The sequence below is a fragment of the Tardiphaga sp. P4_G1 genome (genome assembly GCF_056401215.1).
In genome coordinates, this window is sequence record NZ_JBFUJU010000012.1 from 200384 (window position 1) to 227289 (window position 26906).

General features: G+C 62.1%; 26 protein-coding genes. 12 read left to right on the forward strand and 14 right to left on the reverse strand.

Going from position 1 to position 26906, the window contains the following annotated elements; translation table 11 throughout:
• Nucleotides 1-3: 3 nt before the first annotated feature.
• The 5 genes from AC1DUY_RS26445 to AC1DUY_RS26465 all read right to left on the reverse strand — a co-directional run bounded on the left by AC1DUY_RS26445 (nucleotide 4) and on the right by AC1DUY_RS26465 (nucleotide 5787).
• Nucleotides 4-1131, reverse strand: a complete 1128-nt coding sequence (locus tag AC1DUY_RS26445) for an acyl-CoA dehydrogenase family protein (protein WP_478118182.1) — start codon at nucleotides 1129-1131, stop codon at nucleotides 4-6.
• 31 nt (nucleotides 1132-1162) lie between these two features.
• Nucleotides 1163-3037 (reverse strand): AMP-binding protein, encoded by a 1875-nt coding sequence (locus AC1DUY_RS26450; protein WP_478118184.1) that lies wholly within the window; start codon nucleotides 3035-3037, stop codon nucleotides 1163-1165.
• A gap of 78 nt (nucleotides 3038-3115) precedes the next feature.
• The gene (locus AC1DUY_RS26455; RefSeq protein WP_478118186.1) at nucleotides 3116-3922 is read right to left on the reverse strand and encodes an enoyl-CoA hydratase/isomerase family protein; all 807 of its coding nucleotides are present in this window, start codon (nucleotides 3920-3922) and stop codon (nucleotides 3116-3118) included.
• 210 nt (nucleotides 3923-4132) lie between these two features.
• Nucleotides 4133-4891, reverse strand: coding sequence for an SDR family NAD(P)-dependent oxidoreductase (locus AC1DUY_RS26460; RefSeq protein WP_478118188.1), 759 nt, complete (start codon nucleotides 4889-4891; stop codon nucleotides 4133-4135).
• 230 nt (nucleotides 4892-5121) lie between these two features.
• Complete coding sequence (locus AC1DUY_RS26465) at nucleotides 5122-5787, reverse strand: TetR family transcriptional regulator (protein WP_089265475.1); 666 nt, start codon at nucleotides 5785-5787, stop codon at nucleotides 5122-5124.
• 141 nt (nucleotides 5788-5928) lie between these two features.
• On the opposite strand from AC1DUY_RS26465, the gene AC1DUY_RS26470 reads away from it, so the two are divergent.
• From AC1DUY_RS26470 to AC1DUY_RS26480, 3 genes are all read left to right on the forward strand, one after another.
• Complete coding sequence (locus AC1DUY_RS26470; RefSeq protein WP_478118191.1) at nucleotides 5929-7101, forward strand: acetyl-CoA C-acetyltransferase; 1173 nt, start codon at nucleotides 5929-5931, stop codon at nucleotides 7099-7101.
• A 232-nt stretch (nucleotides 7102-7333) separates the two neighbouring features.
• On the forward strand, nucleotides 7334-8878 hold the full coding sequence (locus tag AC1DUY_RS26475) for an acyl-CoA synthetase (protein ID WP_478118193.1): 1545 nt from the start codon (nucleotides 7334-7336) through the stop codon (nucleotides 8876-8878).
• 64 nt (nucleotides 8879-8942) lie between these two features.
• A complete protein-coding gene (locus AC1DUY_RS26480; RefSeq protein ID WP_478118195.1) occupies nucleotides 8943-10262 on the forward strand; it encodes a cobyrinate a,c-diamide synthase in 1320 nt (439 codons plus the stop codon).
• Nucleotides 10263-10268: 6 nt separating this feature from the next.
• On the opposite strand, the gene AC1DUY_RS26485 is transcribed toward AC1DUY_RS26480, so the two are convergent.
• Nucleotides 10269-11114, reverse strand: a complete 846-nt coding sequence (locus AC1DUY_RS26485) for a DUF1194 domain-containing protein (RefSeq protein WP_092145074.1) — start codon at nucleotides 11112-11114, stop codon at nucleotides 10269-10271.
• A gap of 221 nt (nucleotides 11115-11335) precedes the next feature.
• On the opposite strand from AC1DUY_RS26485, the gene AC1DUY_RS26490 reads away from it, so the two are divergent.
• From AC1DUY_RS26490 to AC1DUY_RS26500, 3 genes are all read left to right on the forward strand, one after another.
• Nucleotides 11336-12652: a tetratricopeptide repeat protein gene (locus AC1DUY_RS26490; protein ID WP_478118197.1), complete on the forward strand. Its 1317-nt coding sequence runs from the start codon at nucleotides 11336-11338 to the stop codon at nucleotides 12650-12652.
• A gap of 48 nt (nucleotides 12653-12700) precedes the next feature.
• Nucleotides 12701-13006, forward strand: a complete 306-nt coding sequence (clpS, locus tag AC1DUY_RS26495) for an ATP-dependent Clp protease adapter ClpS (protein WP_478118199.1) — start codon at nucleotides 12701-12703, stop codon at nucleotides 13004-13006.
• Nucleotides 13007-13096: 90 nt separating this feature from the next.
• On the forward strand, nucleotides 13097-13852 hold the full coding sequence (locus AC1DUY_RS26500; RefSeq protein WP_478118201.1) for a hypothetical protein: 756 nt from the start codon (nucleotides 13097-13099) through the stop codon (nucleotides 13850-13852).
• 2 nt (nucleotides 13853-13854) lie between these two features.
• Here AC1DUY_RS26500 and AC1DUY_RS26505 read toward each other — a convergent pair whose 3' ends face one another.
• The 4 genes from AC1DUY_RS26505 to fabI form a co-directional block, all read right to left on the reverse strand.
• Entirely contained in the window at nucleotides 13855-15045 is a 1191-nt protein-coding gene (locus AC1DUY_RS26505) for an adenylate/guanylate cyclase domain-containing protein (RefSeq protein WP_184519793.1), read from the reverse strand.
• A gap of 51 nt (nucleotides 15046-15096) precedes the next feature.
• Nucleotides 15097-16182 (reverse strand): chorismate synthase, encoded by a 1086-nt coding sequence (gene aroC / locus AC1DUY_RS26510; RefSeq protein ID WP_089265485.1) that lies wholly within the window; start codon nucleotides 16180-16182, stop codon nucleotides 15097-15099.
• Between the two features lie 75 nt (nucleotides 16183-16257).
• Nucleotides 16258-16857: a histidine phosphatase family protein gene (locus tag AC1DUY_RS26515; protein ID WP_478118203.1), complete on the reverse strand. Its 600-nt coding sequence runs from the start codon at nucleotides 16855-16857 to the stop codon at nucleotides 16258-16260.
• An 11-nt stretch (nucleotides 16858-16868) separates the two neighbouring features.
• A complete protein-coding gene (gene fabI, locus AC1DUY_RS26520; RefSeq protein ID WP_093756866.1) occupies nucleotides 16869-17690 on the reverse strand; it encodes an enoyl-ACP reductase FabI in 822 nt (273 codons plus the stop codon).
• A gap of 237 nt (nucleotides 17691-17927) precedes the next feature.
• Between fabI and AC1DUY_RS26525 the strand changes: the two genes are divergently transcribed.
• Nucleotides 17928-18416: an RNA polymerase sigma factor gene (locus AC1DUY_RS26525; protein WP_089265487.1), complete on the forward strand. Its 489-nt coding sequence runs from the start codon at nucleotides 17928-17930 to the stop codon at nucleotides 18414-18416.
• Nucleotides 18417-18434: 18 nt separating this feature from the next.
• A complete protein-coding gene (locus tag AC1DUY_RS26530; RefSeq protein ID WP_478118206.1) occupies nucleotides 18435-19208 on the forward strand; it encodes an anti-sigma factor family protein in 774 nt (257 codons plus the stop codon).
• Nucleotides 19209-19272: 64 nt separating this feature from the next.
• Here AC1DUY_RS26530 and AC1DUY_RS26535 read toward each other — a convergent pair whose 3' ends face one another.
• The 3 genes from AC1DUY_RS26535 to AC1DUY_RS26545 form a co-directional block, all read right to left on the reverse strand.
• Complete coding sequence (locus AC1DUY_RS26535; RefSeq protein WP_478118207.1) at nucleotides 19273-20076, reverse strand: hypothetical protein; 804 nt, start codon at nucleotides 20074-20076, stop codon at nucleotides 19273-19275.
• A gap of 87 nt (nucleotides 20077-20163) precedes the next feature.
• The gene (locus AC1DUY_RS26540; RefSeq protein ID WP_231079672.1) at nucleotides 20164-21141 is read right to left on the reverse strand and encodes a DnaJ C-terminal domain-containing protein; all 978 of its coding nucleotides are present in this window, start codon (nucleotides 21139-21141) and stop codon (nucleotides 20164-20166) included.
• Between the two features lie 140 nt (nucleotides 21142-21281).
• Nucleotides 21282-21695: an RT0821/Lpp0805 family surface protein gene (locus tag AC1DUY_RS26545; protein ID WP_089265490.1), complete on the reverse strand. Its 414-nt coding sequence runs from the start codon at nucleotides 21693-21695 to the stop codon at nucleotides 21282-21284.
• 122 nt (nucleotides 21696-21817) lie between these two features.
• On the opposite strand from AC1DUY_RS26545, the gene pdxH reads away from it, so the two are divergent.
• The gene (pdxH, locus tag AC1DUY_RS26550; RefSeq protein WP_175368250.1) at nucleotides 21818-22468 is read left to right on the forward strand and encodes a pyridoxamine 5'-phosphate oxidase; all 651 of its coding nucleotides are present in this window, start codon (nucleotides 21818-21820) and stop codon (nucleotides 22466-22468) included.
• 65 nt (nucleotides 22469-22533) lie between these two features.
• Nucleotides 22534-23253 carry an SDR family NAD(P)-dependent oxidoreductase gene (locus AC1DUY_RS26555; RefSeq protein ID WP_089265492.1) on the forward strand — a complete coding sequence of 240 codons (720 nt, stop codon included), beginning with the start codon at nucleotides 22534-22536 and terminating at the stop codon, nucleotides 23251-23253.
• A gap of 1104 nt (nucleotides 23254-24357) precedes the next feature.
• Here the strand turns inward: AC1DUY_RS26555 and AC1DUY_RS26560 are convergent.
• Nucleotides 24358-25338, reverse strand: coding sequence for a magnesium transporter CorA family protein (locus AC1DUY_RS26560; RefSeq protein ID WP_089265493.1), 981 nt, complete (start codon nucleotides 25336-25338; stop codon nucleotides 24358-24360).
• A 443-nt stretch (nucleotides 25339-25781) separates the two neighbouring features.
• Between AC1DUY_RS26560 and AC1DUY_RS26565 the strand changes: the two genes are divergently transcribed.
• Both AC1DUY_RS26565 and AC1DUY_RS26570 read left to right on the forward strand, forming a co-directional pair.
• The gene (locus AC1DUY_RS26565; RefSeq protein WP_068734945.1) at nucleotides 25782-26468 is read left to right on the forward strand and encodes a L,D-transpeptidase; all 687 of its coding nucleotides are present in this window, start codon (nucleotides 25782-25784) and stop codon (nucleotides 26466-26468) included.
• A 250-nt stretch (nucleotides 26469-26718) separates the two neighbouring features.
• Nucleotides 26719-26906 (forward strand): helix-turn-helix domain-containing protein (locus AC1DUY_RS26570; RefSeq protein ID WP_478118209.1); only part of this gene is annotated, 188 nt, incomplete at its 3' end.

Sequence of the window (26906 nt, forward strand, 5' to 3'; positions counted from 1 at the left end):
TCCTTACGCCGCGTTCTTCTGGCGCATGCGCTCGATCAACTGGTCTTCCCAATAGGACAGCGAGCCGAGCCCAACCGCCACCGCGTTGGAGCGGCGGTAGTAGAGGTGGCAGTCGAACTCCCAGGTGAAGCCCATGCCGCCATGAACCTGGATGTTGTTCTTGGAGCAGTGCTGGAATGCCTGCGTCGCGCTGATGCGTGCTGCAGCGGCGGCTTCCGGCAGTTCGGAAGCGTTGGTCGAAAGCGCCCATGCTCCGTAATAGCAATTCGAACGCGCCAGCGTCGCCGAGACATACATGTCGGCGAGCATGTGCTTGACCGCTTGGAACGAACCGATCTGGCGACCGAAGGCGATACGATCCAGCGCGTAGTCGCGGCCCATTTCCAGCGCACGGTCGGAACCGCCGACCTGTTCGAAGCCGATCAGCACGGCGGCACGATCGAGCACCTGCGAGAGAATGCTCCAGCCTTCATTGGCAACGCCGAGCAGTTCGGCCTTGACGTTCTTGAAGGTAATCTCGGCCTGGTTGCGCGACGGATCTATGGAGGTCAGCGCCTTGGCCTCGACACCTTCGCTGGTGAGATCCACGAGATACAGTGCAATGTCGCTGTCGCGGCCGGTCGAACCGGTACGTGCGGCGACGATGGCGAAATCGGCGATGGCACCATCGGCCACCGGCCTCTTGGTGCCGTTCAGTACGCCGTTGGCCGCGGTGAGCTTGATCGCTTTTGGCGACGGATTACCAGAGCCTTCGAACAGGGCCAGCGTACCGATGGCATTGCCCTGCGCAATCGCCGGCAGCCACTTCTGCTTCTGCGCATCGGAGCCGGCCAGAAGCAGCGCTTCGGCGGCAAGATACACGGTGGACGAGAACGGCACCGGCGCCAGCGCGCGGCCCATTTCCTCGGCGATCACGCAGAGTTCGAGATGACCGGCACCCGAGCCGCCAAAGGCTTCCGGGATGGCGACGCCGAGGAAGCCCATGTCAGCCAAGCCCTTCCAGAGCTCGCGATCATAGGGCGCCTTGCCGTCGATCACGGCGCGCACAGCCTTCGGCGGGCACTTCTCGGTGAGAAAACGCCGGGCCTCATCGCGGAGCTGCTTCTGGTCGTCGGAGAAATCGAAGTTCATGGCGGTGTACTCTGTTCTGATCGATGAAAGTCTAGTTGAGGATGATGACGTCTTCGCCGGGGTGCTCGGCGTAAAGCTGGGCGACCAGTGCCGCGCGGCGTTCGAGGCCGGCGCGCTGGTTGATGTAGCCCTTGTCAGTGAGTTCGTTGCCGTCGATGGACGCCGGCTCGACCATGAACATCGCGCGCGCAATGCGCCTGCTGCTGGCGCCTTCGCACGACGCATTATGTGCCTGCAGCCCCTTCTTCAGACAGGCAAGAACCGCAGGATGTTTCACCACATCGGCAAATGTCGCCTCGGGCTCGCCGATCATGATGCGGCAGGCCGGCAGGTTGGGCCAGGCGAGCACGCCGATATAGGGGCGATCCTGTCCCGTGATCAGCGCGTCCTGCACCACCGGCGTCGCCGCAGCGATCACATCGGTGCGCAGTGAGCCGACATGCACGAAGGTGCCGGTCGTCAGCTTGAAGTCCTCCACCACGCGGCCGGAGAAGATCAGGCCCTGCACGGGGTCATTGTCGTCGACGAAAATGCCCGCGTCGCCGATCTTGTAGAAGCCTTCCTCGTCGAAGGCCGCTTTGGTGAGGTCCGGCTGGCGATAGTAGCCCGGCATCACGTTGACGCCGCGTAAGCGCAATTCGTATTTCGAATCCACCGGCACCATCTTGAGTTCGACGCCGGGGAACGGCAGGCCGATCAGGCCGACGCGCTCGGTGTCCCAATAAGTGCCGGTGGAGGTCGGCGAGGTCTCGGTGCAGCCCCAACCGGTATAGAACACGATGCGCTCGCCGGTGGCGCGCACGGCCAGCGCCTGCATACGATCATAGAGATCGTCAGGGAGACGCGCGCCGCCATAGGCCATCAAATTCAGGTTCTTGAAGAACGAGCGCGCCAGCGCATCGTCTTTCTCCATCGCGCTGGCGATGGCAGCATAGCCGGCGGGAACATTGGCGTAATAGGTCGGCGAGATTTCGCGCAGATTGCGCAATGTCTCGTCGATCATGCCCGGCATTGGACGGCCATCGTCGATATAGAGCGTGCCGCCATCGATCAGCAGCGGGTTGAACAAAGCGTTGCCGCCCATGGTGTGATTCCACGGCATCCAGTCGAGATAGACCGGCGGCTGCGCGTTCGGATCGCGCGGGCGCGTCTGCATCATCATCGCGGCATTCGCCGTCATCATCCGCTGCGTGTTGATGACCGCCTTGGGCATGCCGGTGGAGCCCGAGGTGAACAGCAGCTTGCCGACCGTATCGGGCATGATCTGGGCGAGCGATGCGTCGACCGTGGGCGTAACCATGGTCGCGACCATGTCGGCATAGGCGGTGCTGGCGATCCCCGCCGGCGGGCGCGCCACATGGATGATCTTGATGTCGGTGAGATCGAGCGCATCCAACGCCTTCTGGAAGGTCGGCCCGTCCTGCACCATGACCGCGACAGGCTTGATCAGGTCGAACAGATATTTGAGCTTGGCGTGATCCTGGCTCATCAGCGAATAGGCCGGCGACACCGGCGCTGCCGGATGCCGCGCCTGCATCGCCGCCATGGTCATTAGTGCATACTCGATGGAATTGCCCGAAAGGATCGCAACCGGTCCATCGGCCGCGAGCTTCATGTCGAGTAGCGCCTGGGTCAGCGCATCGGCGGTCCGCTTCGCCTCGCCATAGCTGAGCCGACGCCATTGCCGGTCATCGCCGGCGCGCTGGGCCAGCCAGGTGTGATCGGGACGCTCCTTGGCCCACTTCGCCAGAGACGCCGGCAGATGCGTCTCATAGGGCATCAACGGTATCAGCGACTTCATGACGATGACGCCGTCCGGCCGGCGCTCGACATCGATGTCGCGCTCCATCCAGTGGATCTTGCGGAAGGCGGGCTTTGTCAGCACCGCGGCAGCCTGGGCGTTCATGTGGTTTCTCCCAAAACCGTTCTTGTCGAACCATGGTCTCGTTTGTCGGACCTTGTATTCGGTGCGTGAGATCACGCTTCAACGTGTGACGTAAACCGGCTTTCGTTTCTCGATGAATGCGCGAATGCCTTCCTCGAAATCTTCCGAGCGGCTGCACAGCACCTGATTGCGATCTTCCATGGCGATGACGGCCTCGATCGAGCCGGCATCGACGGACATGTTGATGCATTCCTTCGACAGCCGCAGCCCTACCGGCGACGCGGTCATCATCGCATCGACATAGGGCGCAGCGGCGGCTTCGAGTTGACCGTCGTCGACAACTTCCGACACCAACCCAACAGCCAGCGCGCGATCGGCATGGATGAAGCGGCCGGTGAGGATCAGTTCAGAGGCGACGGAGACACCGACGAGACGCGGCAGGAAATAACTGGAGCCGATATCGCAGCCGCCGAGACCGAGCTTGATGAAGGCGCAGTTCATGCGCGCCGACTTGGCGGCGATGCGGATATCTGCGGCGAGCGCCAGCGCGAAACCGCCGCCAGCGGCTGCACCCTGCACTAGGGCCACGATCGGCTGCGGGCAGCGGCGCATCAGCATCACGATATCCGCGATACGGCGCTGAGAATCGAGCGACTCGGTGACGGTGCGCGGCGCATTCTGCCCGGAGCGCGCGGCCATTGCGCGTTTGAGATCGAGCCCGGCGCAGAAATTGGCGCCGGCGCCCTTGAGGACGACCACGCGCGTCTTGCGATTGCGCTGCAGGCTTTGGAAGTAGTCGTTCAGTGCGTCGATCAGCACGGGATGGAGCGCGTTGAGACTGTCCGGACGATTAAGCGTCACCCGGTCCACGCCATCGTCGTGTTCGATCAGCAGTGGATTAGACACACGCGCTCTCCCGTTTCACTCGTTGGCGCCTTGCCGACGCTCATTGCCGCGCCCTCTCCCCTTGCGGGAGAGGGCAGCGCAGGAGTTAGAAACAAACTCACTTGGGAGAGGGGTGCCACAACGAGCCCTCTCCCGCCTTCGCTTGCTCAGGCACCCTCTCCCGCGGCGCGCGGCTACGCCGCGCTGGGGGAGAGGGGAAGAAGACAAGTACTACCGCGGAGCCATACGGATGGCGCCGTCGAGGCGAATGGTTTCGCCGTTCAACATCGGGTTCTCGACGATGTGGACCGCGAGGTTGCCGTATTCCGAGGCGTCGCCGAGGCGAGCCGGATGCGGCACCTGCGCGCCCAGGCTAGCGCGGGCTTCCTCGTTGAGGCCCATCAGCAGCGGCGTCAGGAACAGGCCCGGCGCGATGGTATTGACGCGGATCTTGCTGGAGGCGAGATCGCGGGCAGCCGGCAGCGTGAGGCCGACAACGCCCCCCTTCGAGGCGGAGTAGGCGATCTGACCGATCTGGCCTTCATAGGCGGCGACGCTGGCGGTGTTGATGATGACGCCGCGTTCCTCGCCGATCGGTTCGGCGGTGGCAAGCTGCTCGGCGAACAGACGCAGGCAGTTGAAGGTGCCGATCAAGTTCACCATGATGACATTGGTGAACTTCTCGAGCGGATAAACGCCCTGCTTGCCGACGATGCGCTGCGAACCGCCGATACCGGCGCAGTTCATCAGCACGCGCGCGGTACCATGCGCAGCCGCTGCCTTGGCGAGCGCCGCCTTCACGTCACTCTCGCTGGTGACATCGCCGACGGTAGCAACGCCCGTCACTTCGGCAGCGACCTTCTCGGCATTGTCCTGCGCGCGGTCGAACACGGCGACCTTGGCGCCCTTGGCAGCCATCGCGCGCGCAGTCGCGGCGCCGAGACCCGAGCCACCGCCGGTGATGAATACGGCTACGTCTTTCAACTGCATCGATAATGCCTTTCCTTGGGCGTTTCTGATCGTTTCTTGAATTTTGGGTCGCGACGAAAAAGAAAAAGAAGAAGAAGTGGTCCTTGGGCGTTTTCTTGGTTGTTGTTCTTGGAACTGGTCCTTGGGCGTTTCTTATTTTTGGTTTTTGAATTTAGTTCCTTGGGCGTTTCCCGACGTTTTTGAATTTTCTTGGCAGTTTTCCTTGGGCCGTTTCTTCTGAGCTCGTGATGTCAGGCCTTGGCGGCCTTCTTGTTTGTGAGGATTCCGCCGAGCAGCATCGCTTCCATATGGGCGACGTAGTCGCGGCAGACTTCATCGGTCACCGGGCCGACGCCAATGGCGCGCGACATGGCATGACGGCTGAAGAACAGGTTGTCGCAGGCACCGATCAGGCTGGTGTAGAACAGCACCGGATCGACCGCGCGGAATTCGCCGGATTCGAGTCCCTCGGCCAGCAGGCGGCGATGGAAGCCGAGCAGCGGCCCTACGAAGAACTTCGATACTTCGTCGGCTGCCTCGTTGCTGCTCTCATGCAGCAAGTAGTGGATCAGGCGGTTCATATAGGGAAACTGGTAATAGGCCTTGATGATGCCGGCGATGTGCAGCCGCAGTTTTGCGGTGGCCGAGATCGGCTGCGCCAGCAGATATTCCAGATTGGTCATCTCGGTGGCGGCATCGCGCGCGAGCAGCGCCAGCAGCAGGCCGTCCTTATTGCCGAAATGATATTTCACCAGCGCCGCATTGACCCCGGACTGCTGCGCAATCTCGCTCAGCGACACCTCGATGGAGTTGCTGGCAATCATCAGCTCGCTCGCCGCGAGCAACAGCTTGTCGGCCGTCGGATTACGGGCAGCGGCGGTTTTCACAGAGGTGCTGGGGTTCAAAGTCGGTGCCATTCGGAGCGCAGATAATACGAACAATCGGCCGCACTCAAGAGTTAATTGACCGATTGACTAAACTCTCCGCGGACACTTAAATCCCGCGCATTCAACGCCGCGAAAAACGCCGCCAAACAAGGCAAAAAGGGGAGATCACGCATGGCCGAGGCCTATATCGTCGCCGCCGCACGGACCGCAGGTGGCCGCAAGGGCGGACGACTCGCCGGCTGGCATCCCGCCGATCTCGCAGCCTCAGTCTTGAACACCCTGGTTGAACGCACCGGCGCCGATCCCGCGTCGGTTGAAGACGTCATCATGGGCTGCGTCGGCCAGGGCGGCGAGCAGGCCGTCAACGTCGCGCGCAACGCGGTGCTGGCCTCGAAGCTTCCGGAAAGCGTGCCGGGCACCTCCATCGACCGCCAGTGCGGTTCATCGCAGCAGGCGCTGCATTTCGCCGCCCAGGCCGTGATGGCTGGCTCTATGGATATCGTGATCGCCGCCGGCGTCGAGAGCATGACCCGCGTGCCAATGGGCTCGCCAAGCATTCTCGCGTCCAAGGCCGGCATGGGCCACTACAAGAGCCCCGGCATGGAAGCGCGCTATCCCAACATCCAGTTCAGCCAGTTCACCGGCGCCGAGATGGTCGCCGAGAAATACGGACTGTCGAAGGATGACCTCGACACATACGCTTTCCAGAGCCATCAGCGCGCTATTGCCGCGACCGAGGCCGGCCGGTTCAAGGACGAAATCATCCCGCTGCAGATCACCCGCGCCGATGGCACCACGGACACCCATCATATCGACGAGGGCATCCGCTTCGACGCCACACTCGACGGCATCAGGGGTGTCAAGCTGATCGCCGAGAACGGCAAGCTCACCGCAGCATCCGCCAGCCAGATCTGCGATGGTGCGTCGGGCGTGATGGTTGTCAACGAGAAGGGCCTCAAGCAACTCGGCATCAAGCCGCTGGCGCGCATCCACCACATGACCATGATGGGCGGCGATCCCGTGATCATGCTGGAAGCGCCCCTGCCCGCCACCAAGCGCGCGCTCGAAAAGGCCGGGATGAAGATCGACGACATCGACCTGTTCGAAGTCAACGAAGCCTTCGCCTCGATCCCGACCGCTTGGCTGAAAGCCACCGGCGCCGATCCGAAGCGCCTCAACGTCAATGGCGGCGCCATCGCGCTCGGCCATCCGCTCGGCGGCTCCGGCACCAAGCTGATGACCACGCTGGTCCATGCACTTCAGCAGACGGGCAAGCGCTACGGGCTGCAGACCATGTGCGAAGGCGGCGGCATGGCCAATGTGACGATCGTGGAGAGGTTGTAATTTTCTTCCCTTCTCCCCTAACGCTGCGTAGCAGCGCGACGTGGGAGAGGGTGGATCGAACACGCGAAGCGGGTTCGAGACGGGAGAGGGCCCGCGTCTAGCCATACCCCTCTCCCGCTTTCGCTTCGCTCAGGCACCCTCTCCCACAAGGGGAGAGGGGACTTAAGAAAACTAAACCACACCACGAGCGGAAAAATCCGCCGGTCTTCGAGGAAACACCAAGGAATTCTCCATGACGCATCCGTCGATTCACGCGAAGACCAATCCCGACAAGATTGCCTACCGCATGGCCGGCTCCGGTCAGGCGCTCACCTATCGCGAACTCGACGAACGCTCCAACCGCGGCGCGCAGTTGTTTCGCTCGCTGGGACTCAAGGCCGGCGATCATGTTGCGCTACTGATGGAGAACCGGCTCGACTTCATGGAGATCTGCTGGGCCGCACAGCGCGCCGGGCTCTATTACACGGCGATCAGCCGCTACCTCACGCAGGACGAGATCGCCTATATCGTGAAAGACTGCGGCGCACGGGTTGTCATCACCTCCGAGAAATGCGCCGATGTGGTTGCACCGCTGATCACCAACACGGCGGAGCCGATGTTCTATATCGTCGACGGTTCGCGCACCGGTTTCCGCGACTGGAATAGTGCCCTCGCCGCTCAGCCCGCTACGCCGATTGCCGACGAGGTTGCCGGCTACGACATGCTGTATTCGTCGGGCACGACGGGCCGCCCCAAGGGCATCAAGCGCGCCTCGGAGAACAATCCGATCGACGTGCCGAATCCGTTCCTGAAGCTGCTCTGCGCGAACATGTGCGGCATGACATCGGACTCGATCTATCTGTCACCGGCGCCGCTGTATCACGCGGCTCCGTTACGTTTTAACATGATGGCCATCACGCTCGGCGGCACGTCGGTGATCATGGAGCATTTCGACGCCGAGGAATTCCTCAAGCTTGTCGAAAAGCACAAGATCACCCAGTCGCAGCTGGTGCCGACCATGTTCGTGCGCATGCTGAAGCTGCCTGATGAAGTCCGTTTGAAATACGACGTCTCTTCATTGAACGGCGCGATCCATGCCGCAGCCCCCTGCCCCGTCGACGTCAAGGCGCGCATGATCGACTGGTGGGGACCGATCCTGATCGAATATTACGCCGGTTCCGAAGGCAACGGCGTCACCGTGTCGAATTCGCAGCAATGGCTCTCGCATCGCGGGACTGTCGGCAAGGCCGTGGTCGGCAGCGTCAAGATCGTCAATGAAGAAGACCAGGAAGCGCCGACCGGCGAAATCGGCACGGTGTATTTCGCCGATACGCCGCAGTTCAGCTATCACAACGATCCCGAGAAGACGAAGCGCGCCTATAACGCGCGCGGCTGGTCTACCCTCGGCGATGTCGGCTATCTCGATGACGAAGGCTTCCTATACCTCACCGACCGCAAGTCCTACATGATCATTTCCGGCGGTGTGAACATCTACCCGCAGGAGACCGAGGACATTCTCATCACCCATCCGGACATCGCCGATGTTGCGGTGTTCGGCGTGCCGAACGAGGAGATGGGCGAAGAGGTCAAGGCCGTGGTGCAGCCGCACGACATGAGCCGCGCCGGCAAGGCGCTGGAGGCCGAATTGATCTTGTACTGCCGCAAGCATCTGTCCCCGATCAAATGCCCCAAGAGCATCGACTTCGAGGCCGAACTGCCACGCACGCCGACCGGCAAACTGGTGAAGCGCCATTTGCGGGACAAGTACTGGCCGAAGAGCGAAAAGGCGTCGGCCTAGACCTCGCCCTTGCGGCATCGCAGTCGCCGCGGTAATCCGCCGCGATGTCGCAAGTTCATCCATCATGACCGCCGGCCTGCTGATCTCCGCAGCCCGATCCGGTGCGGGCAAGACGACCGTCACGCTCGGCCTGCTCGCCGCGCTGGCGCGGCGCGGTATGGTGCTGCGCGCGGCCAAGGCCGGGCCCGATTATATCGACCCTGCCTTTCACGCGGTCGCCACCGGCGCTCCCTGCATCAATCTCGATAGCTGGACCATGCCGCCCTCGCTGCTGCAGGCGCTGATGGCTGGCACCACCGAAGCCGCCGATCTGCTGGTGGTCGAAGGCGTCATGGGCCTGTTCGACGGTGTGCCCAGCGTCGCCGACCGAGACGGCAGCAGCGCCAGCATCGCCGCGCGGTTCAAGTTGCCGGTGCTGCTGGTGCTCGACGTGACCGCGCAATCGCAATCCGCCGCCGCTATGGTGCGCGGCTTTGCCAGTCATCGTCCCGACGTCCGCGTCGCCGGTGTGATCCTGAACCGCGTCGGCAGCGATCGCCACCGCCGCCTTATCACGGACGCCATCGCGCCGCTCGGCATCCCCGTCGTCGGCGCCATTCCGCGGGATGCCGCACTGGCGCTGCCAGAGCGTCATCTCGGCCTCATCCAGGCTGGCGAACACGGCGACCTTGCCACGCGGATGGACGTACTCGCCGACATGGCGGAGAAGCACCTCGATCTCGATGCCATCATCGCGCTGGCCGCCCCCATCGAGCGGGAGCCCACGCTCAATGCCACGCCAGCATTGCCACCGCCTGGTCAGCGCATTGCGCTTGCCGTCGATGCCGCATTCACTTTCATCTATCCGCACCTGATCGATGGCTGGCGCAACGCAGGCGCGGAGATCCTGCGCTTCTCCCCGCTAGCCAATGAAGCTCCCCCGGACGATTGCGATAGCTGCTGGCTGCCAGGCGGTTATCCCGAACTTCACGTGGCGACGCTTGCCTCGGCGCAAAAATTCCGCGACGGGCTGGTGCGCTTCGCACAGACACGTTCGGTCCATGGCGAGTGCGGCGGCTATATGGTGCTCGGTGAAGGCCTGGAGGATGCCGACGGCAACCGGCATGCGATGACGGGGCTGCTCAGCCACACGACGAGTTTCCACAAGCGGCACTTGCATCTCGGCTATCGCGAGGCGCGATTGCTATCCGACAGTCCGATCGGACCAAAGGGATCGCTCATCCGCGGCCATGAATTTCACTATGCGTCACTGATTGATCCGGGCAGCGACGACCCGCTGGTCGATCTCCGCAACGCGCAGGCCGAACCCATGGCAGAGCGCGGCGGACGGCGCGGCCATGTCACCGGCACGTTTTTCCACGCGATTGCGCGGGTCGATGGCTAACGGGAACTAACGCCCCCAGCGATCCTGCCAGATCTTCTCGCCGATCAGGCAGTTGACGCGGGGCTCCTTCGTCGTGTTGGCGACAGGAATCGCGCGCGGCTCGGGCATCAATCCTGCGACTTCCAACACCAGTTTGGTGCGGATCGCTTCCTTGAACTTGTCGCGCTCCTTGATCGGCACCACGAAGGAACCCGCGCCGCCGATCACGCAGTCCTCGTAATAGAGGTCGAGGTTTTCGATATCCATGGTCGAGTAGGACAGTTCCTTGGCCATGATCGGCAGGCCGTTGATGACGATACCTTTCGCGACTGCCTCATCGCGCGCGACCGTCACCGGTCCTCCATTGTTGTTCGGCCCATCGCCCGAAATATCGATGACCCGGCGCAGACCGTGCAGCGCATTTTCATCGAACAGCGGCATGGCGTAGTAGATGGCGCCCGAGATCGACGTCCGCGACGCCCGGCGAATCGGTGTCTTCATGATTTCGGATGCCACCGCGTCGGCGGATTCAGGACCATCGATGACACGCCAGGGAATGATCAGCTTCTGGTCTGACGATGCCGCCCACTCGAAATAAGTGACCGCGATCTTGCCTGTCGGGCCACTCTTGAGCGCGGTAAGAAATTCCTTGGAGACGATGGCCTGGGCATAGCCTTCGCGCTGGATCGCCAACTCATCCATATCCATCGAATAGGAAACGTCGACCGCCAGCACCAGTTCGACATCGACTACGGGGTCCTGCTTGCTCTGGGCAAACTGCGCTTTCGGGCCTGTCGCAGCCATGCTCGCGACGTCGCCGCCGGCCATCGCTCCCGCGACGAGTACCGCTCCAATCGAGACACACCAGCGCATAGCGGCCCTCCCGTTGAGAATCGAATGGTGACATGCAAATGACGAGCCGCAAAGCAGGAACCTGCAGGCATGTTCACAATCCGGTCATGGCGGCTCTGCTGCTGCGGCAGAGTTAACGGGCGCCTGCCCCCGGATTTGAACGGTTTGCACGTTCGCGCGACAAAGCTAGCGCAGGATGTCGCCAACACCACATCCACCATTGCCGACCGGAATGGGCCGAGATGAGTGCCGCCTTGAACGCGCCGATGAACGGTGGCCGCCAGCCCGCAGCGCGGCACCCAATCGTGTGGGCCCTACTGCTCGCTTGCATCGGCGCAGCGATCGCTTTGTTCGTTTCGGCACCTGCCGAACAGCGCAAGACAGGGGCCGCCGAACACGATGAACCTATTCAGCCGTTCGGCGCCAACGCAGCCAACGAATGCCGCCGTCTTTTGCGGAACGCCACCGAATACCTCCCCGAGCAACAAGAGAAGCTGCGTTACCGGATGCGCCAGGCCGCCTGCAGCGAAGCATTCGCTGCAGCTCCGGACGATGTCCGCAACAAGGTGGCCTTCGCTCAATCGCTGCCGCATGAACGGCGCGCCGAGGCGGTCGCACTGTTGCGCGAGGCCGCAGCCCGGAACGATAGCGAGGCAAATTACGCAATCTATGAGTCGCACAATTCATGGGACTATCATCTTGATCGCCCGCAACTGATTGCGCGCGACGAGGCACAGCACGCGCTGATCAAGGCAGCCGAACTGGACAACCCGTCAGCGGTAAACAGGCTCGCCATACTCTATGGCCGTGGCGGCATCGTAAAGCGGGACCCCTCGGCCGAACGATACTGGACCGAGCGCGCGCTTCGGTTGCCGCTGCCGGAGAACGTCACCCGTGCGGACCAGCAGATCAGGCTTGCCCGGCTTCTCGCGCGATCCCCGCAGCCGGACGAGCAGACCCTCGGCCGGGATTTACTCGAACGTCTCGCCCAAGGCGGCTCGTTTGGCGCCAAGGCGGCGCTGGCTGAAGCCACGCGTCCCAACGATCCCGTGCGCGCCCGCAAACTATTTGAAGAGGCTGCGCGCGATCATCTGGGAGGCGATACCGAGCTGGCGCAGATGCTGCTCGATAGCGAGGGCGGCCCGGCCGATCCGAAGCGCGCATTATCGATCTTGCAAAGCCAGCGCCATCAGGCGAGCGCGAGTGGCCTGCTCGGCCAGCTTTATCTCGATGGAAAGCTGGTGCCACGCGACGTGTCAAAGGGGATCGACTTACTGATCACTGCTGGGGTTTGGGATTACGAATCCAGACTGAAGGCCCTGCGGTTGCTGGCCAGCCATCCACAGGTTCAGATCTCTTCGCTCAACATCGTTCTGTATGAGGCAATTCAGGCTGCGGAACTTGGCGAGCCTGACGCACTTGCCGCATTGGTCGATCTCAAACTATCGCAGAACCCGCAGTTTCGCGACGTCCCCGGAGCCTGTAAACTGAAACCAATGGCCGTGCAGCGCGGCGATCAGGATGCCGTGCAACGCCTCAAGGATTGTCCGGCCGAGTGATCATCGTCGCGTCGCCGCCACAGAGCGCGATCGTCCGGATGAGTGTGCATGCCCGAGAGTGTCACCGCCCCGCAGACTAAGTCCAAGCCGAAGGTCGAGCGGCCGAAATTGTACAAGGTTATCCTCGTCAATGATGACTTCACGCCGCGGGAGTTCGTCGTGCGGGTGCTGAAGGCGGAATTTCGCATGTCCGAGGATCAAGCCGCCAAGGTAATGATGACGGCGCATCAACGCGGCGTCTGCGTCGTCGCCGTGTTCACCCGTGACGTCGCCGAGACCAAGGCGACCCGCGCGACAGATGCCGGCCGCGCCAAGGGCTATCCGCTTCTGTTCACGACCGAGCCGGAAGAATAGGACGTGGCGCTTCTGCTTTGGCCACCAAGACGATAAAAATTTAACGATCGGCTCAATCCGAGGTTGGGCGGCATGTGGCAAGCTCGCCAGATGTCGATTGCACTCCGCAAGCAATATGTATCCCGGCCGGAATTGTCGTTCGGGCCTTTGCGCTTCATCGAATGCCTGCCTTGGCTCGTGCTGGCAGCGGGAATGCGCGTGATCGCGTTCAGCGGTGGCGTTATCGCCTTGCCGGCCATCTTCGTCGCCACGGTTGCCGTTCTTCTCGCGTTTCTGGTGACCGCACGGCGGTCGATCGAGCTTGCCGACGGCGAGACCCATCTCGGAGCGATGACGTTCGAGGATGAATTCCGACTATCGCTGCGCATTCTGGCGCGTATCGGCGCGCTGATGCTTGTAGCAAGCATGATCTCTGTATCGCTCGGGATCTCGCCGCTGGACCTGAACTTCATGGGCGGCATCGATGGCATGGCGTTCGATCAGCCGACGGCGGCCGGAAAGATCTGGAATGCCTCCATCGCCACGCTGATCTTGCTGATGATCGTCGGCGTCGAACGCCATGACAACAGGGTTCGTTTCTTCGCGGCTTGCCGTGAATTCGCCAGGCGAAGCGCGTGGCTCGGCGTGGGCCTTCTGGTCCTGACCGCCGCCTATTTCGGCCTCGGTTTTGTCCAGGGTCTCGTTCGCAACGCGATTGCGATCTACGGGCAGGCGCCAACGACGAACACCTTCATCCGAAACCTGATCTTCTTCGTCTTTATCTTCAGCTTCGCGATGCTGCGGCTTTGGGTGACCCTGATGATCCTGACCGCGGCCCTCAAGCAATCCCATCTGCGCGGCGACTGATCTCAGCCAGCGACCGCGGTTTCATCGCCCAATCCATAGACCTGCTCGGCCTTGGCGAAGCCAGCGATGGGAAATTCACCGAGATCGGCCCAGTCGGCGTCTGTCGCACCAGCAAAAGCGGTCGACGCGACCACTGTACGATGCAGCCTGCCCGCGATCTTCTCCAGACGTGCGGCGAGGTTCACCGCCGGGCCGATACAGGTGAAATCGAGCCGGTTGCCGCCGCCGATATTGCCGTAAAGTACCTTGCCGACATGCAGTGCCAGACCGAAGCGAAAGCGCTCTTCGGCACCTGCCGCATCCGACCAGCGCAGCGCTTCAACGGCAGCGCTGGCTTCACGCGCAGCCTCCAGCGCATGACCGCAAACCATGGAACGATCCGTATCATCCTCAGCAATGGGAAACACGGCCAGCAGGCCATCGCCCATGAATTTGAGCACTTCGCCGCCATGCTTGAGGATCGCAGGCACCTGACAATCGAAGTAAAGGTTGAGAATCTCGACGACGCTTTCCGGCGGCAATCGATCCGACAGCGCCGTAAAGCCGCGCAGATCCGACAACCAGATCGCTGCGCGCATGGTCTCGGTGTGGCCGCGCCTGATCTGACCACCGAGAATACGTCCGCCAGCGCGATTGCCCACATAGGTATCGAGCAGTGTCACCGTCACTCGTCGTATGCCGATGACCTCGATCAACCGCGCCAATGTCGGCAGCACGGCTTTCAAGGCAGCAAGCTGCTCATCCGTAAAACCGCCAGGCTGCTTCGTGGTCCAGCTTGATGCGTGGAGCATGTTGTCGACGAAGGTGAGCGGGATCGCGATGTAATCGGTGACACCTTCGGCGCGCATATCGTCGAAAAAAGGAAAGGGTGTGGTTGATGGCTCATGAAGTCGGCTGCGGACCTCGACACCTTCACGGAAGACCAGCGCAAGCGGACTGCTGAGGAATTCAGGCGCCTCCTGAATGTCGAAATCAACCGAGCTGAGGACCACCCCGGTCTCCGGACGCCAGATGAAATTACGACCGAAGATTTCCGGGTGCAGGGTGCGGATGAAGATGCCCACGCGGTACAACGGCAGCCCCGCAGCGACAAGCCGTTCGCAACATTCCGCCATCATGCGCGATGGCGTCGGCGCGGATCGCGCACCGTCGCTGAGCCAGTCGATGATCTCTCTGAGCTTGTCGGGCAACACGGCTGGCACTTTCAAACTCGCGCGAACGCGGGCTTCGGTCAGTCACTTACTCTAGCCGACCTGTCCGCGATGCCGAATGAAATGATCGGCGAGCACACAAGCGGCCATGGCTTCCGCCACCGGCACGGCGCGGATGCCGACGCAGGGATCATGACGACCCTTGGTCAGGATGTCCGTATCGGCGCCATTGCGATCGACGGTTTTGCGCGGCGACAGGATCGACGAGGTCGGCTTCACCGCAAAGCGCGCCACCACCGGCTGGCCGGTCGAGATGCCGCCGAGGATGCCGCCAGCATGGTTTGAGAGAAATGACGGGCCGTGATTGGTCATGCGCATCTCATCGGCATTGTCCTCGCCGGACAATTCCGCCGCGCCAAAACCGTCACCGATCTCGACGCCCTTCACCGCATTGATGCTCATCAGCGCCGCTGCCAGATCGCCATCGAGCTTGGCGTAAATGGGCGCGCCCAAACCTGCGGGCACGCCGTCGGCGACCACTTCGATCACCGCGCCGATCGACGAGCCGGATTTCCGGATGCCGTCGAGATAGCTTTCGAAGAAGGCAGCCTTGTCCTTGTCCGGACAGAAGAATGGATTGCGGGCAACCTCGTCCCAATCCCAGTTGCCGCGGTCGATCTTGTGCGGTCCCATCTGCACCAGCGCCGCGCGCACCGTCATGCCCGGCACGATCTTGCGCGCGATGGCGCCAGCGGCCACGCGCGTCGCCGTCTCGCGGGCCGATGAACGGCCACCGCCGCGATAGTCGCGCAACCCGTATTTGGCTTCATAGGTGAAGTCGGCATGGCCCGGCCGAAACTTGTCCTTGATGTCCGAATAGTCCTTCGAGCGCTGGTCGGTATTCTCGATCAAGAGCGCGATCGGCGTCCCCGTCGTGACCTGCACACCGGTTTCCGGATGCGCCATGACCCCGGACAGGATCTTGACCGCGTCGGCCTCCTGGCGCTGCGTGGTGAAGCGCGACTGGCCGGGACGGCGGCGATCGAGATCGGCCTGGATCTCCGCCACATCCAGCGGGATCAGCGGCGGACAGCCATCGACCACGCAGCCGATCGCCACCCCGTGGCTCTCGCCAAAGGTGGTGACGCGGAACATATGGCCGAAGGTGTTGTGGGACATGGGGCGCTCGCTGCTTGAGCAGATGTCGTAACGCGGGCCGTCCGAGGGGTCAAATCGCCCGGTCAGCCGCAATGCCTAACTAAACTTGTCCATCCCGTCGGCGTTGAACACGTAGACCGCGCCCTGCTGGATCGGCAGCTCACTGACCCCGTCCGGCGTCTCAAAGCCCAGCGCCACCATTAGCGCCCGCGCCGTACCGCCATGGGCAACGGCAACGGTATCGCCCGTCAGGCCCTCAACCCATTCGCGCATCCGGAGTTGCACCTCAGCGTAGCTCTCGCCGCCCGGCGCCGGCAGGCTCCATTTGTCGCGCAAGCGCGCCGCAAAGATCTCGGGATGTGCGGCTTCCTGCTCGGCCAGCGTAAAGCCTTCCCAGTGGCCGAAGCCGATCTCACGCAGACGATCGTCGAGGCCGTAGTCGTCATGCGGCAGATCGAGCTTGCCGCGCACCAGTTCCATGGTGTTGCGCGCGCGGCCGAGCGGACTGGAGACGAATGCGACATCGCCGTTGGTGCGCCCGTCGCGCGCCAGCAGATCTTTAAGGACACCACCGGCATGCGCCGCCTGCTCACGACCGAGATCGTTGAGCGGAATGTCCTTCGAGCCCTGAAAGCGACCGGCGGCATTCCATTCGGTCTGACCGTGGCGAATATAATAGATCGTTGGTTTCGGCATGGACTAAGCGATCAGTCCTTGCCGCCCATCGAGATATCCGGCGCATCCGGCACCTTGGTGCCGAGCACGTGATAGCCAGCATCGACGTGATGCACTTCGCCGGTGACGCCAGAGGACAGGTCAGACAGGAAATACATCGAGCTCTGGCCGACTTCGTCGATCGAGACGTTCTTGCGCAGCGGCGCATTGACCTCGTTGTATTTCAGCAGATAGCGGGAGTCGGCAATCCCTGCGAAGGCCAGCGTCTTGATCGGGCCGGCGGAGATCGCATTGACGCGGATGCCCTTCTCGCCCAGGTCAGCCGCCAGATAGCGCACGCTGGCTTCGAGCGCGGCCTTGGCGACGCCCATCACGTTGTAGTTCGGCATCCACTTCTCGGCGCCGTAATAAGTCAGCGTGATGATCGAACCACCGTCGGTCATTAGTTTCTCGGCGCGCTGCGCAACCGCGGTCAGCGAATAGCAGGAGATGAGCATGCTCTTGCTGAAGTTCTCCGCCGTGGTGTCGACATAGCGGCCCTCGAGCTCGTTCTTGTCGGAAAACGCAATGGCATGGACGACGAAGTCGATCTTGCCCCACTTCGCCTTGAGCTCGTCGAACACCGCATCGATGGTCGCGGCATCCGTGACGTCGCAATGACCAAGCACGAGCGCGCCCAGTTCCGCCGCCAGCGGCTCCACGCGCTTCTTCAGCGCATCGCCCTGATAGGTCAGCGCGATCTCGGCGCCCTGCGCCTGGCACGCCTTGGCGATGCCCCAGGCGATGGAGCGGTTGTTGGCGACGCCCAGAATGACGCCGCGCTTGCCCTTCATCAGGCCTGAAACTTCACTCATATCACATCCTATTTGCTTGGCTGATAACTTGGCAGTCCATGCCGATCTGCCCTTGGGGGTACACCAGCACTTGCGTCCGGTACAGCCCAAAAGCCTGGTTATGTGGCTGTTTACCGTCCGGGCTTAACGCCGGAATAGACGGCCGGCCAAGGTGTTATGCAAGGTGTTACGATAAACGCGGCGCAATTGCGGACCGCCCAAGATACCGTCAGGATTGCAACGGATGGCACGAGCCCCATGAGCGCCTTTCGCGAGAGCGTTGAGAGCATGATTCCGGCGCTGCGCCGTTATGCGCGGGCGCTGGCGCGTGACACCGACATCGCAGACGACCTGGTGCAGGACACGCTGGTGCGCGCGCTGCGCTCAGAGAAGTTGTTCATCGGCGGCGATCTCAGAAGCTGGCTCTATACGATCCTGACCAATCTGAACCGCAACCGCCGCCGGTCGCTGGCACGCAAGCCAGTCTTCACCGAACTGTTCGACAACAATCCGGATGCCAGCGGGACCGAAGCCGAAGGGCGCGACATCTCGCGCGCCCTCGCCGCCCTCGTCGAAGAGCAGCGCTCGGTGCTGCTGCTCGTGATGCTCGAGGGCCTGAGCTACCGCGAAGTCGCCGACATTCAGGGTGTGCCGATCGGCACCGTGATGTCGCGCCTCGCCCGCGCCCGCGCCCATGTCAAAGCCTATCTCGACGGCGAGCGCCCGGCGCTGCGCGCGGTCAAATGATTTAAAGGGAAGATGATAATGACCGGACCGAACATTCCCGTGACCGAAGACGAATTGCACGCCTTCGTCGATAATGAATTGCCGGCCGAGCGCCGCACCGATGTCGAGGCCTGGCTCGCGGCACATCCTGACGATGCCGAGCGCGTCGCATCATGGCGCGCGATGGCCGAGTTGCTGCATGCCCGTTACGATGCAATCGCCGATGAGGCCGTGCCGAAGCGGCTGGAAATCGAGCGATTGGTTCAGCAGCCGCGGCGCTGGATCTACGGCGCCGTCGCGGCCACGCTTGTCGCCTTCATTGCAGGTGGCAGCGCGGGCTGGGTCGCACGCGGCGCAGCGACCTCGCCATCGATATTCCGGAGTTTCACGGTGGACGCGCTCGGTGCGCACCGAACCTATGTGGTCGAAGTCCGTCATCCGGTCGAAGTCGCAGCCAATGAACGTGCACACCTGCAGCAGTGGCTGTCGAAGCGCGTCGGCTACGAGATCAAGGCTCCCGAACTCGATGCGGCCGGATTGAAGCTGGTCGGCGGACGACTGCTGCCCGGCCCCGAAGCGCCTGCGGCCTTCTTCATGTATGAGAGCCCGTCGGGCGAGCGCTACACGCTCTACACATCGCGTGCGGCGAAGGCTGACGCGACCCAGATGCGCTATGCCGCGCAGGACAAGGACGGCGCCATGTTCTGGGCTGACAAGGGCGTCGGCTATGTCGTGTCAGGCCCGACCGACAAGGACCGGCTCAACCAGGTCGCACGCCAGATCTATGACCAGACGGAGAAGGTCGGGGGATAATCGCGGGATGGTTTGAGCGAAGCGATAACCCATCGCTCCGCCTTTGCTCAACCCACCCTACAATCTACTGACTCACCGGCATTCCGCGCTTAACGCGATCTCCGATCCAGTGAAACATCCTCGCGAAAGCCACGAGCCCCGTCAACACTGTCACGACCTGTATCGCCGCGAGCAGGATGATGCGAGGAACGGCCTGCCAGAGCGTAAGCTCGGACATGTCGACGATCCACCCGAATTCGACGAGTACCATCGATACGATACTCGTCGCGATCGACGGAATAAAAGCGAGCAGCAATGCGCTGAAGATAAGCCAGCCGTGTCCTCTGGTGTCCTGGATGGCATCTCGCGCCGTCACGTTTTCCGGCCCAGCGGCCACAGCCGGAAACAGCAGCGCCAGACGCACGAATAGGATGACCAAACCAAAGACCCAGACGAGTATCATGCTGACCGATGCAAGATCGTCCGGACTGGGAAGCAACTCCAGAACTGATCCCAGCATCCATAGAATTCCACCCCATACCAGGTACTTGCGAAATCGCGCCGAGGTAAAATCCAGCCGATAGCGCGAAGGCTTCTCTCCGAGAATGAGTAGTCGATAGATGGCTATTTCGAAGGGAATGAGCAAAAACGCTGCCGTTGTATCGAACGACAACCGGATGAGTTTGCCGGTCGCATCATCGGACGGTACAGCGAACCTGATAACCTCAGAAATCAGGTAAAGCACCGTGGCGAAGAGCACGAAGCCGGGGGCCTCCCGAACAGCGCGGAGCGTATAGCTCCAGATTTCCTGAAAAAGCAATTTGAAGGGGGGCCGCGCCATATATCGTGGTATAATCCGCCATGATGACAGCATCAATGTGTTGTCCATGCGTGGCCCTGTTCGGCCTCCACGTCTCGTCTGAGAAAGGCGTCGATGGCGGGGCAAGCCCGGCCATCGACGAACAAAAAAGCGCCGTTACCCCAAATCACTCCGCGGATGATACGGGTGCCCGTCGCGCCACTTCTCCATCAGGGCTTCCAGCTCGGCATCGTTGCCATCCGGCAGCATGATCCTGGTGGTGAAGTAGAGATCGCCCGCGGCGCCTCCGGCCAGCGGCAGGCCCTTGCCCTTCAGGCGAAACACCCGTCCGCTCGACGTGTTCTTCGGAATTGAAAGCTCCACGGCACCGGTGAGTGTCGGCGCGCGCACCTTGGCCCCCAGCACGGCTTCGTAGAGCGTGATCGGCAGATCGACGCGCAGGTCGTTGCCATCCACCTTGAAGTGAGCGTGGGGAGCGATGGTGACGGTGATCATCAGATCGCCGGGACGATGTCCTGGCGCGCTTTCGCCCTGCCCGCGGAGCCGGATCTGCTGGCCCGACGTGACGCCGGCCGGTATCTTGACGTTCAATTCCTTGCCGGATGGCAGACGTACGCGCTTCTCGGCGCCCTTCACAGATTCTTCCAGCGTCACCGTCATGGCGACGTTCAAATCCAGATCGGGCATCCCACCGGCATAGCCGCCGGTGTCGAATTCAAAGCCCTGCGCACCGGGACGCGCGCCGCGCGGGCTGGCGCCGCCGAACATGCTGTTGAGGATATCCTCGAAACCGCCGCCGGCGGCACCGCCGGGAAAGCCCTGCTGCGCACCGGGACCGCCGCGGAAAGCATGCTCGAAGCCGCGCTGCGACGCGCCGGCGCGGCCGCCGCCAGGGAAGCCCTGGAAGCGCGCTTTACCCTCGGCATCGATCTCGCCGCGGTCGAACTGCTTGCGCTTGTCCTCGTCGCCGATGATCTCGTTGGCCGCATTCAATTCCGAAAACCGGTCGGCGGCTTTCGGATCGTCCTTGTTGCTGTCGGGATGATGCTTCTTGGCGAGCTTGCGATAGGCACTCTTGATCGCCGCAGCGCTGGCGCCCCGCTGCACCCCCAAGACCTCATAGGGGTCGCGCATCCGTCGTCTCTCCTTCAGGTAACTAAAAGGCGGGCAATCGGCCCGCATGTTGGGTTTGCGGGCCAGGGCCCGCCTGCTTCTTCATCTGGTGACTTCGTGTCATTTTTGCAACTCGGCCGCAAGCGGCCCGCCGGTGAAAACTAGCTCCGTTTCCACGGCTTCAGCGTATGCACGTCCCAGCTGCCGCGGTCACCCTTACAGGCCGCACCTTGCATCCAGCTTTCGCTGGTGCCGTTGACATAGCTGGCCAGAAAATCCCTGCAGGTGCGACCTTCCGCGACATAGGCACTGGACAGAGGCGTTACCGATCCGCGCGCGCCGGTCGACGGGTTTTCCCACGGCTGGCTGGAATCCTTGCTGCCCTTGGTGAGCACATCCGAGGCCGCCGTACGCGTCAGGACCAGATCGGCTTCGGTAGGCTCGTAATTGGTGGCCTGGACGGATGCCGGCGAAATCGAACCGGTGACATCGCCGCCCTCCATCCTGGCCAGCGCGGACTCGTTTCGGCCCATACTGCAACCACCGAGGGTGCTGCCGATAAGAATTGCTGTCAAAGCCGCACCGAGCGGGCAGATGGCCGATAGGCCAATGCGTTGCCGTATCCTATATAGGTCTTGCCTATGCAGGGGCAGCAGCGAGCTCTCTACAACAGGCCAACGCAAGCGGAACTCCGGACATGACCGACACGACCTCCCCCATCAAAGACTCAACTCCGTTAACGTCAGGTGATTTTACGGCCGCTGCGGAACCATTTGCGCTGTTTTCCGAGTGGTTTACCGAGGCGAAGGCGTCCGAGCCCAACGATCCGAACGCGATGGCGCTGGCCACCGTCGACGCCGACGGCCTGCCGGACGTCCGCATGGTGCTGATGAAGGGCTATGACACCGACGGCTTCGTGTTCTACAGCCACATCGCCAGCCAGAAGGGTCAGGAGCTCGCCGCCAATCCCAAGGCAGCGCTACTGTTTCACTGGAAGTCGCTGCGCCGGCAGGTCCGCATTCGCGGTCCCGTCACCCGCGTGACCGATGCCGAGGCCGACGAGTATTTCTCGACCCGCCCGAAACAGGCCCAGATCGGCGCTTGGGCGAGCAAGCAGTCGCAGCCGCTGGAAAGCCGCTTTGCCTTCGAACAGGCCATCGCCAAGGAAGGCGCCAAGCACCTGATCGGCGCCGTTCCGCGTCCGCCAGGCTGGAGCGGATGGCGCATCACGCCACAGCGGTTCGAATTCTGGCACGACCGCCCGTATCGCCTGCACGACCGCATCGAATTCCGCCGCGACACCGCGGCACCAGATACGTCCTGGACCAAGGTGAGACTGTATCCGTGAACGCCGACAACGAGACGAGAACCAGACCCGTGAGCCATCCAGGATCGAACGCGCCCAAGCGCACCATGCTGCTCACCGGCGCAAGCCGCGGCATCGGTCATGCCACCGTGATGCGCTTTTCAAGCGCCGGCTGGCGTGTGCTGACCTGTTCGCGGCATCCGTTTCCGGAAGTCTGCCCATGGGATGCCGGCCCCGAAGATCACATCCAGGTCGACCTCGCCGACCATGACGACACCGTCCGCGCCATCGACGACATCAAGGAACGGCTGAACGGCGGCGCGCTGCATGCGCTGGTGAACAATGCCGCCATCTCGCCGAAGGCCGAAGGTGGCGCGCGCATGGGCTCGATCGATACTGACGTCGCGACCTGGAGCCATGTCTTCAACGTCAACTTCTTCGCACCGATCATGATGGCCCGCGGGCTGATCGAGCAGTTGAAGGCTGCGAAGGGCTCAGTGGTGAATGTCACCTCGATCGCCGGCTCGCGCGTGCATCCGTTTGCCGGTGCGGCCTATGCCACATCGAAAGCGGCGCTGGCGTCGCTGACCCGCGAAATGGCGTCGGATTTCGGCCGCCTCGGCATCCGCGTCAACGCCATCGCGCCGGGCGAGATCGACACCTCGATCCTCTCGCCGGGCACGCAGACCATCGTCGATCAGCAGATCCCGCTGCATCGGCTCGGCACGCCCGACGAAGTCGCCAAGATCATCTATGTGCTGTGTACGGAAACGAGTTCATACGTGAACGGCGCCGAGATCCACATCAATGGCGGCCAGCACGTCTGATCAGCGGTAACGGGTGGGGAATAGTCATGCTGAGGACCGCGCCATTCTGGCGCTCCTCGAAAAGCGCGGGATTTTCTAGTCCGCGTAAAATTTCCGCGGCATCGGCGCAGCCGCGCTGATCCCCGCGCTGGAACAATCGTCTTCGGATTCGCCGTCCATCAACCCGGCACCACAATGCCGGCAGGTACGCGCAGACATCGCCTGCGCCCGACCGTTGGCCATGCGCGCCTGTTGATAGGACCTGAGATCGACGACGTTCCGTCCCGATGTTTCTGTTTTGTCAACCATTGCTGTCCTCATCGCTTCTGACAGCGTTATGACAGCAACCATTAGCGCAACCGTTCAGCGGAACGCTCGAATTTTACCGGATAAATTGTGGCGGGAATCGCGCGAAGCCTATGATCATTGGGCTTTTCGAACACGCATCATGAATGCGTTTTGATAGTTGGAAAAAGATTCAGACACCCGCGCCTTTATGACCCGCGAGCGCATGCTCGGGGTTGTCTAAGCGGTGTCCCCTCCTGAAACATGAGGGGTGGCAGCGCGCCTGACGACGCGAAATGGTGGTAATTTTCGCGATCCGCTCCGCCGGAACGCCGGCAAGCTGCAATCGCGCAACGCCATCCGGCGCGCCACCGCGGCGATTTCTGTCCCCGGGACCGTTCTTCCGGGCAAAGGCGCAGAGCTCCGCACTCCGCTGATCCCGACGGTTTCCCGCCGTTCACCAATGCCACGTCCAGCCAGCATGAGTGGCAGACCCCCGTAGTGGGGTCGGACGGTGACCCAAGGCCTCCCGAGTGCGCGGGGTACGTCACCCCACACCCGCAGGCGCCGCATCCCTGTCCCACTTCAAGACGCCTCATGAAGCGCCCCTCGCGAACCGGATGAGCGGAGGATAATCCTTATAGGCATATTGTCAAGAGGTGCAGGAAAAATGTTTGGGCGCTGCTATCCCTCATTTGTCATTCCGGGGCGCGCCCTTGCGCGAACCCGGAATCCATAACCACGATCGAACTTATGGATTCCGGGCCAGCACCCCACCGGCTTCGCCGGCGTGACGCATCCCGGAATGACAAATGAGAGGTTAGTGCCGCCCTACGTGCCCTACAGCCACTTCTTCCACTTGAAGAACATATAAGGCAGCACGGCGGCGAACAGCATCATGATCAGCGCCATGGGGTAACCGACATCCCATTGCAGTTCCGGCATCGCCTTGAAATTCATGCCATAGACCGAGGCGATCAGGGTCGGCGGCATCAGCACGACGGCCATGACCGAGAACAGCTTGATGATGTTGTTCTGTTCGAGATTGACGACACCGAGCATCGCATCGAGCGTGAAGGTGATCTTGTTCGACAAATAGGAGGCGTGATCGGTCAGCGAGACCACGTCGCGCTGCATGGTCTTGAGCTGCGCGCGCATGTCCTTCGACCACTTCACGCCTTCCGCCTCGGCGGTGATGAAGGTGACGACGCGGCCGATCGAGACGAGGCTTTCACGCACTTTCGAGGTCAGGTCGCCCTTGCGGCCAATGGTGATCAGGATTTCCGAATAGCGCTTGGCATGGCCGGTCCGCAGCGACTCATCCGGCTCGAAGATGTCGTGGCTGACCTGATCGACGTCGGCGCCGACGCGCTCGAGAATGTCGGCGCAGCGATCGATCACGGCGTCGAGCAGTTCGAGCAGAATGGTTTCACCATTGGCGCCGGGCGGCGCGTTGCGGCCAAGCTTCAGTTCGACGGACGCGAACGGACGCGGTGTGTCGTAGCGCACCGTCACCAGCCGTTGCCGGGTGAGGATGAAAGTTACCGCCGTGATCCGCGGCGACTCCGTGTCGGAGCCGCACATCAAGCTCGCGGTCATGTAGCGGGCGCCGTTCTCGATATAGAGACGGCTGGAGATTTCGATCTCCTGCATGTCTTCGCGGGTCGGAATTTCCACCCCCGCCAGTTTCTCCACCGCCTTGTCTTCGGCCGGCGACGGCTTCACCATGTCGATCCACACCGCATTGTCCGGCAACGCTTCGAGATCGGTCGGCTCGGATTTTCTCAAGGCGTGGTCGGCAGGGGTGAAGACAGCGAGCATGGCAACTCCGGGACATTGAAAAGGCGGAACACTGCAATACGGACGATCCGGACAGAATCGGCAGGGGCGACCGACCATGACCTATGCGGATGCAGCCGTCATGACAGCCTTTGTGCGGCGCGCCAACCCCACCCGAACCCGGGGAATTTTTCCCGCAAGATCGCGCGTTCCATGGTCTCGATCTGACAAAATTGTCACGCGCGCATCACGGCTTCGCGAGGCGTTGCGGTTCTGCACAGGATTCGGCCGGAGGGTCGAAAATTCTGCGGCAAATATGACACAGGTTGTGCGCTGCATGATGCGCAGCGCATCTAACCGCTGGAATTGCAGCGGATTTCAGCGATAGTAGCTTTAACGGAATCGTGGCGTTCGCAGGCTATTTTGGGTGCGTTTCCTTGCACCAGCCTGTCTGAATTCGGACCTCACGCAATTGGAACAATGACATGTCGCCGCTCAAGATTAAGCTTGGTTTGATTGTCGCCGCCGGCCTGATGCTGTCGGGCTGCATGCAGACCGCCACGCAATTCCAGGCCGCTCCGGAAGCCAGCCTCAAGCCGAATGACAAGGCACAGCTCGCCAAGGCACGTTACGCCAAGGTTGCCGTCGCCGAGCCGTTCCGCCGCGCCATCGTCGACTTCCACCGCAAGGAAGCGCCGGGCTCGATCGTGGTCGATTCCGACAACCACTATCTCTATTTCGTCCAGGACGGCGGCAAGGCGATCCGCTATGGCGTGACCGTCGGCGAAGAAGCGCTGGCCTTCTCGGGCGTCGCGCGCGTCGGCAACATGGCCGAATGGCCGAAGTGGACCCCGACCAAGGACATTCACGCCCGCATCGAAGGCCTGCCGGCCCAGGTGCCCGGCGGCGTCGATAATCCGCTCGGTGCCCGCGCCCTCTATCTCTATCAGGGCAACAAGGACACGCTGTTCCGCATTCACGGCACCAATCAGCCGGAATATATCGGCGCCTCGATCTCGTCGGGCTGCATCCGCATGACCAACGAAGACGTCATCGACCTCTATAGCCGCGTCAAGCCCGGCGCTGTGGTCGTCGTGCTCGAGCCGAAGGCCGGCGACTCGCCGTATAATTCGAAGCTGGCCCTGCAGGGCGGCGGCGGAACGCCATACTGAGCTGAGGTTTTATGAGATTGGAAAAAGCGCCGGTTGATCCGGCGCTTTTTTTGTTGATGGGTGGGATGGTTGGGTGCTCAGCATTCACCTCAAACACCGATGTCATCCCCGCGAAGGCGGGGATCCATACACTCCGAAGAACTTTTGAAGCGCTGTAGATGCGGCAATGCCTTCGCCTCAACCACGCCAACCGTGGTTATGGATCCCCTGAGTTCTCAAACGAAGTGCAACACCAGATTAGGGTGTTGCGATGGACGGAACCTACGCCCAGCTATCGCTGGATGACCGCTACAGGATTGCCCAGCTTTACGCCGAAGGGCGCTCGATCCGGCAAATCGCGGCAGCTCTGGATCGCGCGCCATCGACTGTCTCCCGGGAGCTGAAGCGCAATGCCGGCGTGCAGGTCGGCTACAAACCCGCTTACGCGCAGGGCCAGAC

Bases quoted from the DNA above. Each gene is read 5' to 3' on its own strand.
- AC1DUY_RS26445 (WP_478118182.1), bottom strand. From the start codon at position 1,131: ATGAACTTCGATTTCTCCGACGACCAGAAGCAGCTCCGCGATGAGGCC.
- AC1DUY_RS26450 (WP_478118184.1), bottom strand. From the start codon at position 3,037: ATGAACGCCCAGGCTGCCGCGGTGCTGACAAAGCCCGCCTTCCGCAAG.
- AC1DUY_RS26460 (WP_478118188.1), bottom strand. From the start codon at position 4,891: ATGCAGTTGAAAGACGTAGCCGTATTCATCACCGGCGGTGGCTCGGGT.
- AC1DUY_RS26465 (WP_089265475.1), bottom strand. From the start codon at position 5,787: ATGGCACCGACTTTGAACCCCAGCACCTCTGTGAAAACCGCCGCTGCC.
- AC1DUY_RS26470 (WP_478118191.1), top strand. From the start codon at position 5,929: ATGGCCGAGGCCTATATCGTCGCCGCCGCACGGACCGCAGGTGGCCGC.
- AC1DUY_RS26475 (WP_478118193.1), top strand. From the start codon at position 7,334: ATGACGCATCCGTCGATTCACGCGAAGACCAATCCCGACAAGATTGCC.
- AC1DUY_RS26480 (WP_478118195.1), top strand. From the start codon at position 8,943: ATGACCGCCGGCCTGCTGATCTCCGCAGCCCGATCCGGTGCGGGCAAG.
- AC1DUY_RS26485 (WP_092145074.1), bottom strand. From the start codon at position 11,114: ATGCGCTGGTGTGTCTCGATTGGAGCGGTACTCGTCGCGGGAGCGATG.
- AC1DUY_RS26490 (WP_478118197.1), top strand. From the start codon at position 11,336: ATGAGTGCCGCCTTGAACGCGCCGATGAACGGTGGCCGCCAGCCCGCA.
- clpS (WP_478118199.1), top strand. From the start codon at position 12,701: ATGCCCGAGAGTGTCACCGCCCCGCAGACTAAGTCCAAGCCGAAGGTC.
- AC1DUY_RS26500 (WP_478118201.1), top strand. From the start codon at position 13,097: ATGTCGATTGCACTCCGCAAGCAATATGTATCCCGGCCGGAATTGTCG.
- aroC (WP_089265485.1), bottom strand. From the start codon at position 16,182: ATGTCCCACAACACCTTCGGCCATATGTTCCGCGTCACCACCTTTGGC.
- AC1DUY_RS26515 (WP_478118203.1), bottom strand. From the start codon at position 16,857: ATGCCGAAACCAACGATCTATTATATTCGCCACGGTCAGACCGAATGG.
- fabI (WP_093756866.1), bottom strand. From the start codon at position 17,690: ATGAGTGAAGTTTCAGGCCTGATGAAGGGCAAGCGCGGCGTCATTCTG.
- AC1DUY_RS26525 (WP_089265487.1), top strand. From the start codon at position 17,928: ATGAGCGCCTTTCGCGAGAGCGTTGAGAGCATGATTCCGGCGCTGCGC.
- AC1DUY_RS26530 (WP_478118206.1), top strand. From the start codon at position 18,435: ATGACCGGACCGAACATTCCCGTGACCGAAGACGAATTGCACGCCTTC.
- AC1DUY_RS26535 (WP_478118207.1), bottom strand. From the start codon at position 20,076: ATGGACAACACATTGATGCTGTCATCATGGCGGATTATACCACGATAT.
- AC1DUY_RS26540 (WP_231079672.1), bottom strand. From the start codon at position 21,141: ATGCGCGACCCCTATGAGGTCTTGGGGGTGCAGCGGGGCGCCAGCGCT.
- pdxH (WP_175368250.1), top strand. From the start codon at position 21,818: ATGACCGACACGACCTCCCCCATCAAAGACTCAACTCCGTTAACGTCA.
- AC1DUY_RS26555 (WP_089265492.1), top strand. From the start codon at position 22,534: ATGCTGCTCACCGGCGCAAGCCGCGGCATCGGTCATGCCACCGTGATG.
- AC1DUY_RS26560 (WP_089265493.1), bottom strand. From the start codon at position 25,338: ATGCTCGCTGTCTTCACCCCTGCCGACCACGCCTTGAGAAAATCCGAG.
- AC1DUY_RS26565 (WP_068734945.1), top strand. From the start codon at position 25,782: ATGTCGCCGCTCAAGATTAAGCTTGGTTTGATTGTCGCCGCCGGCCTG.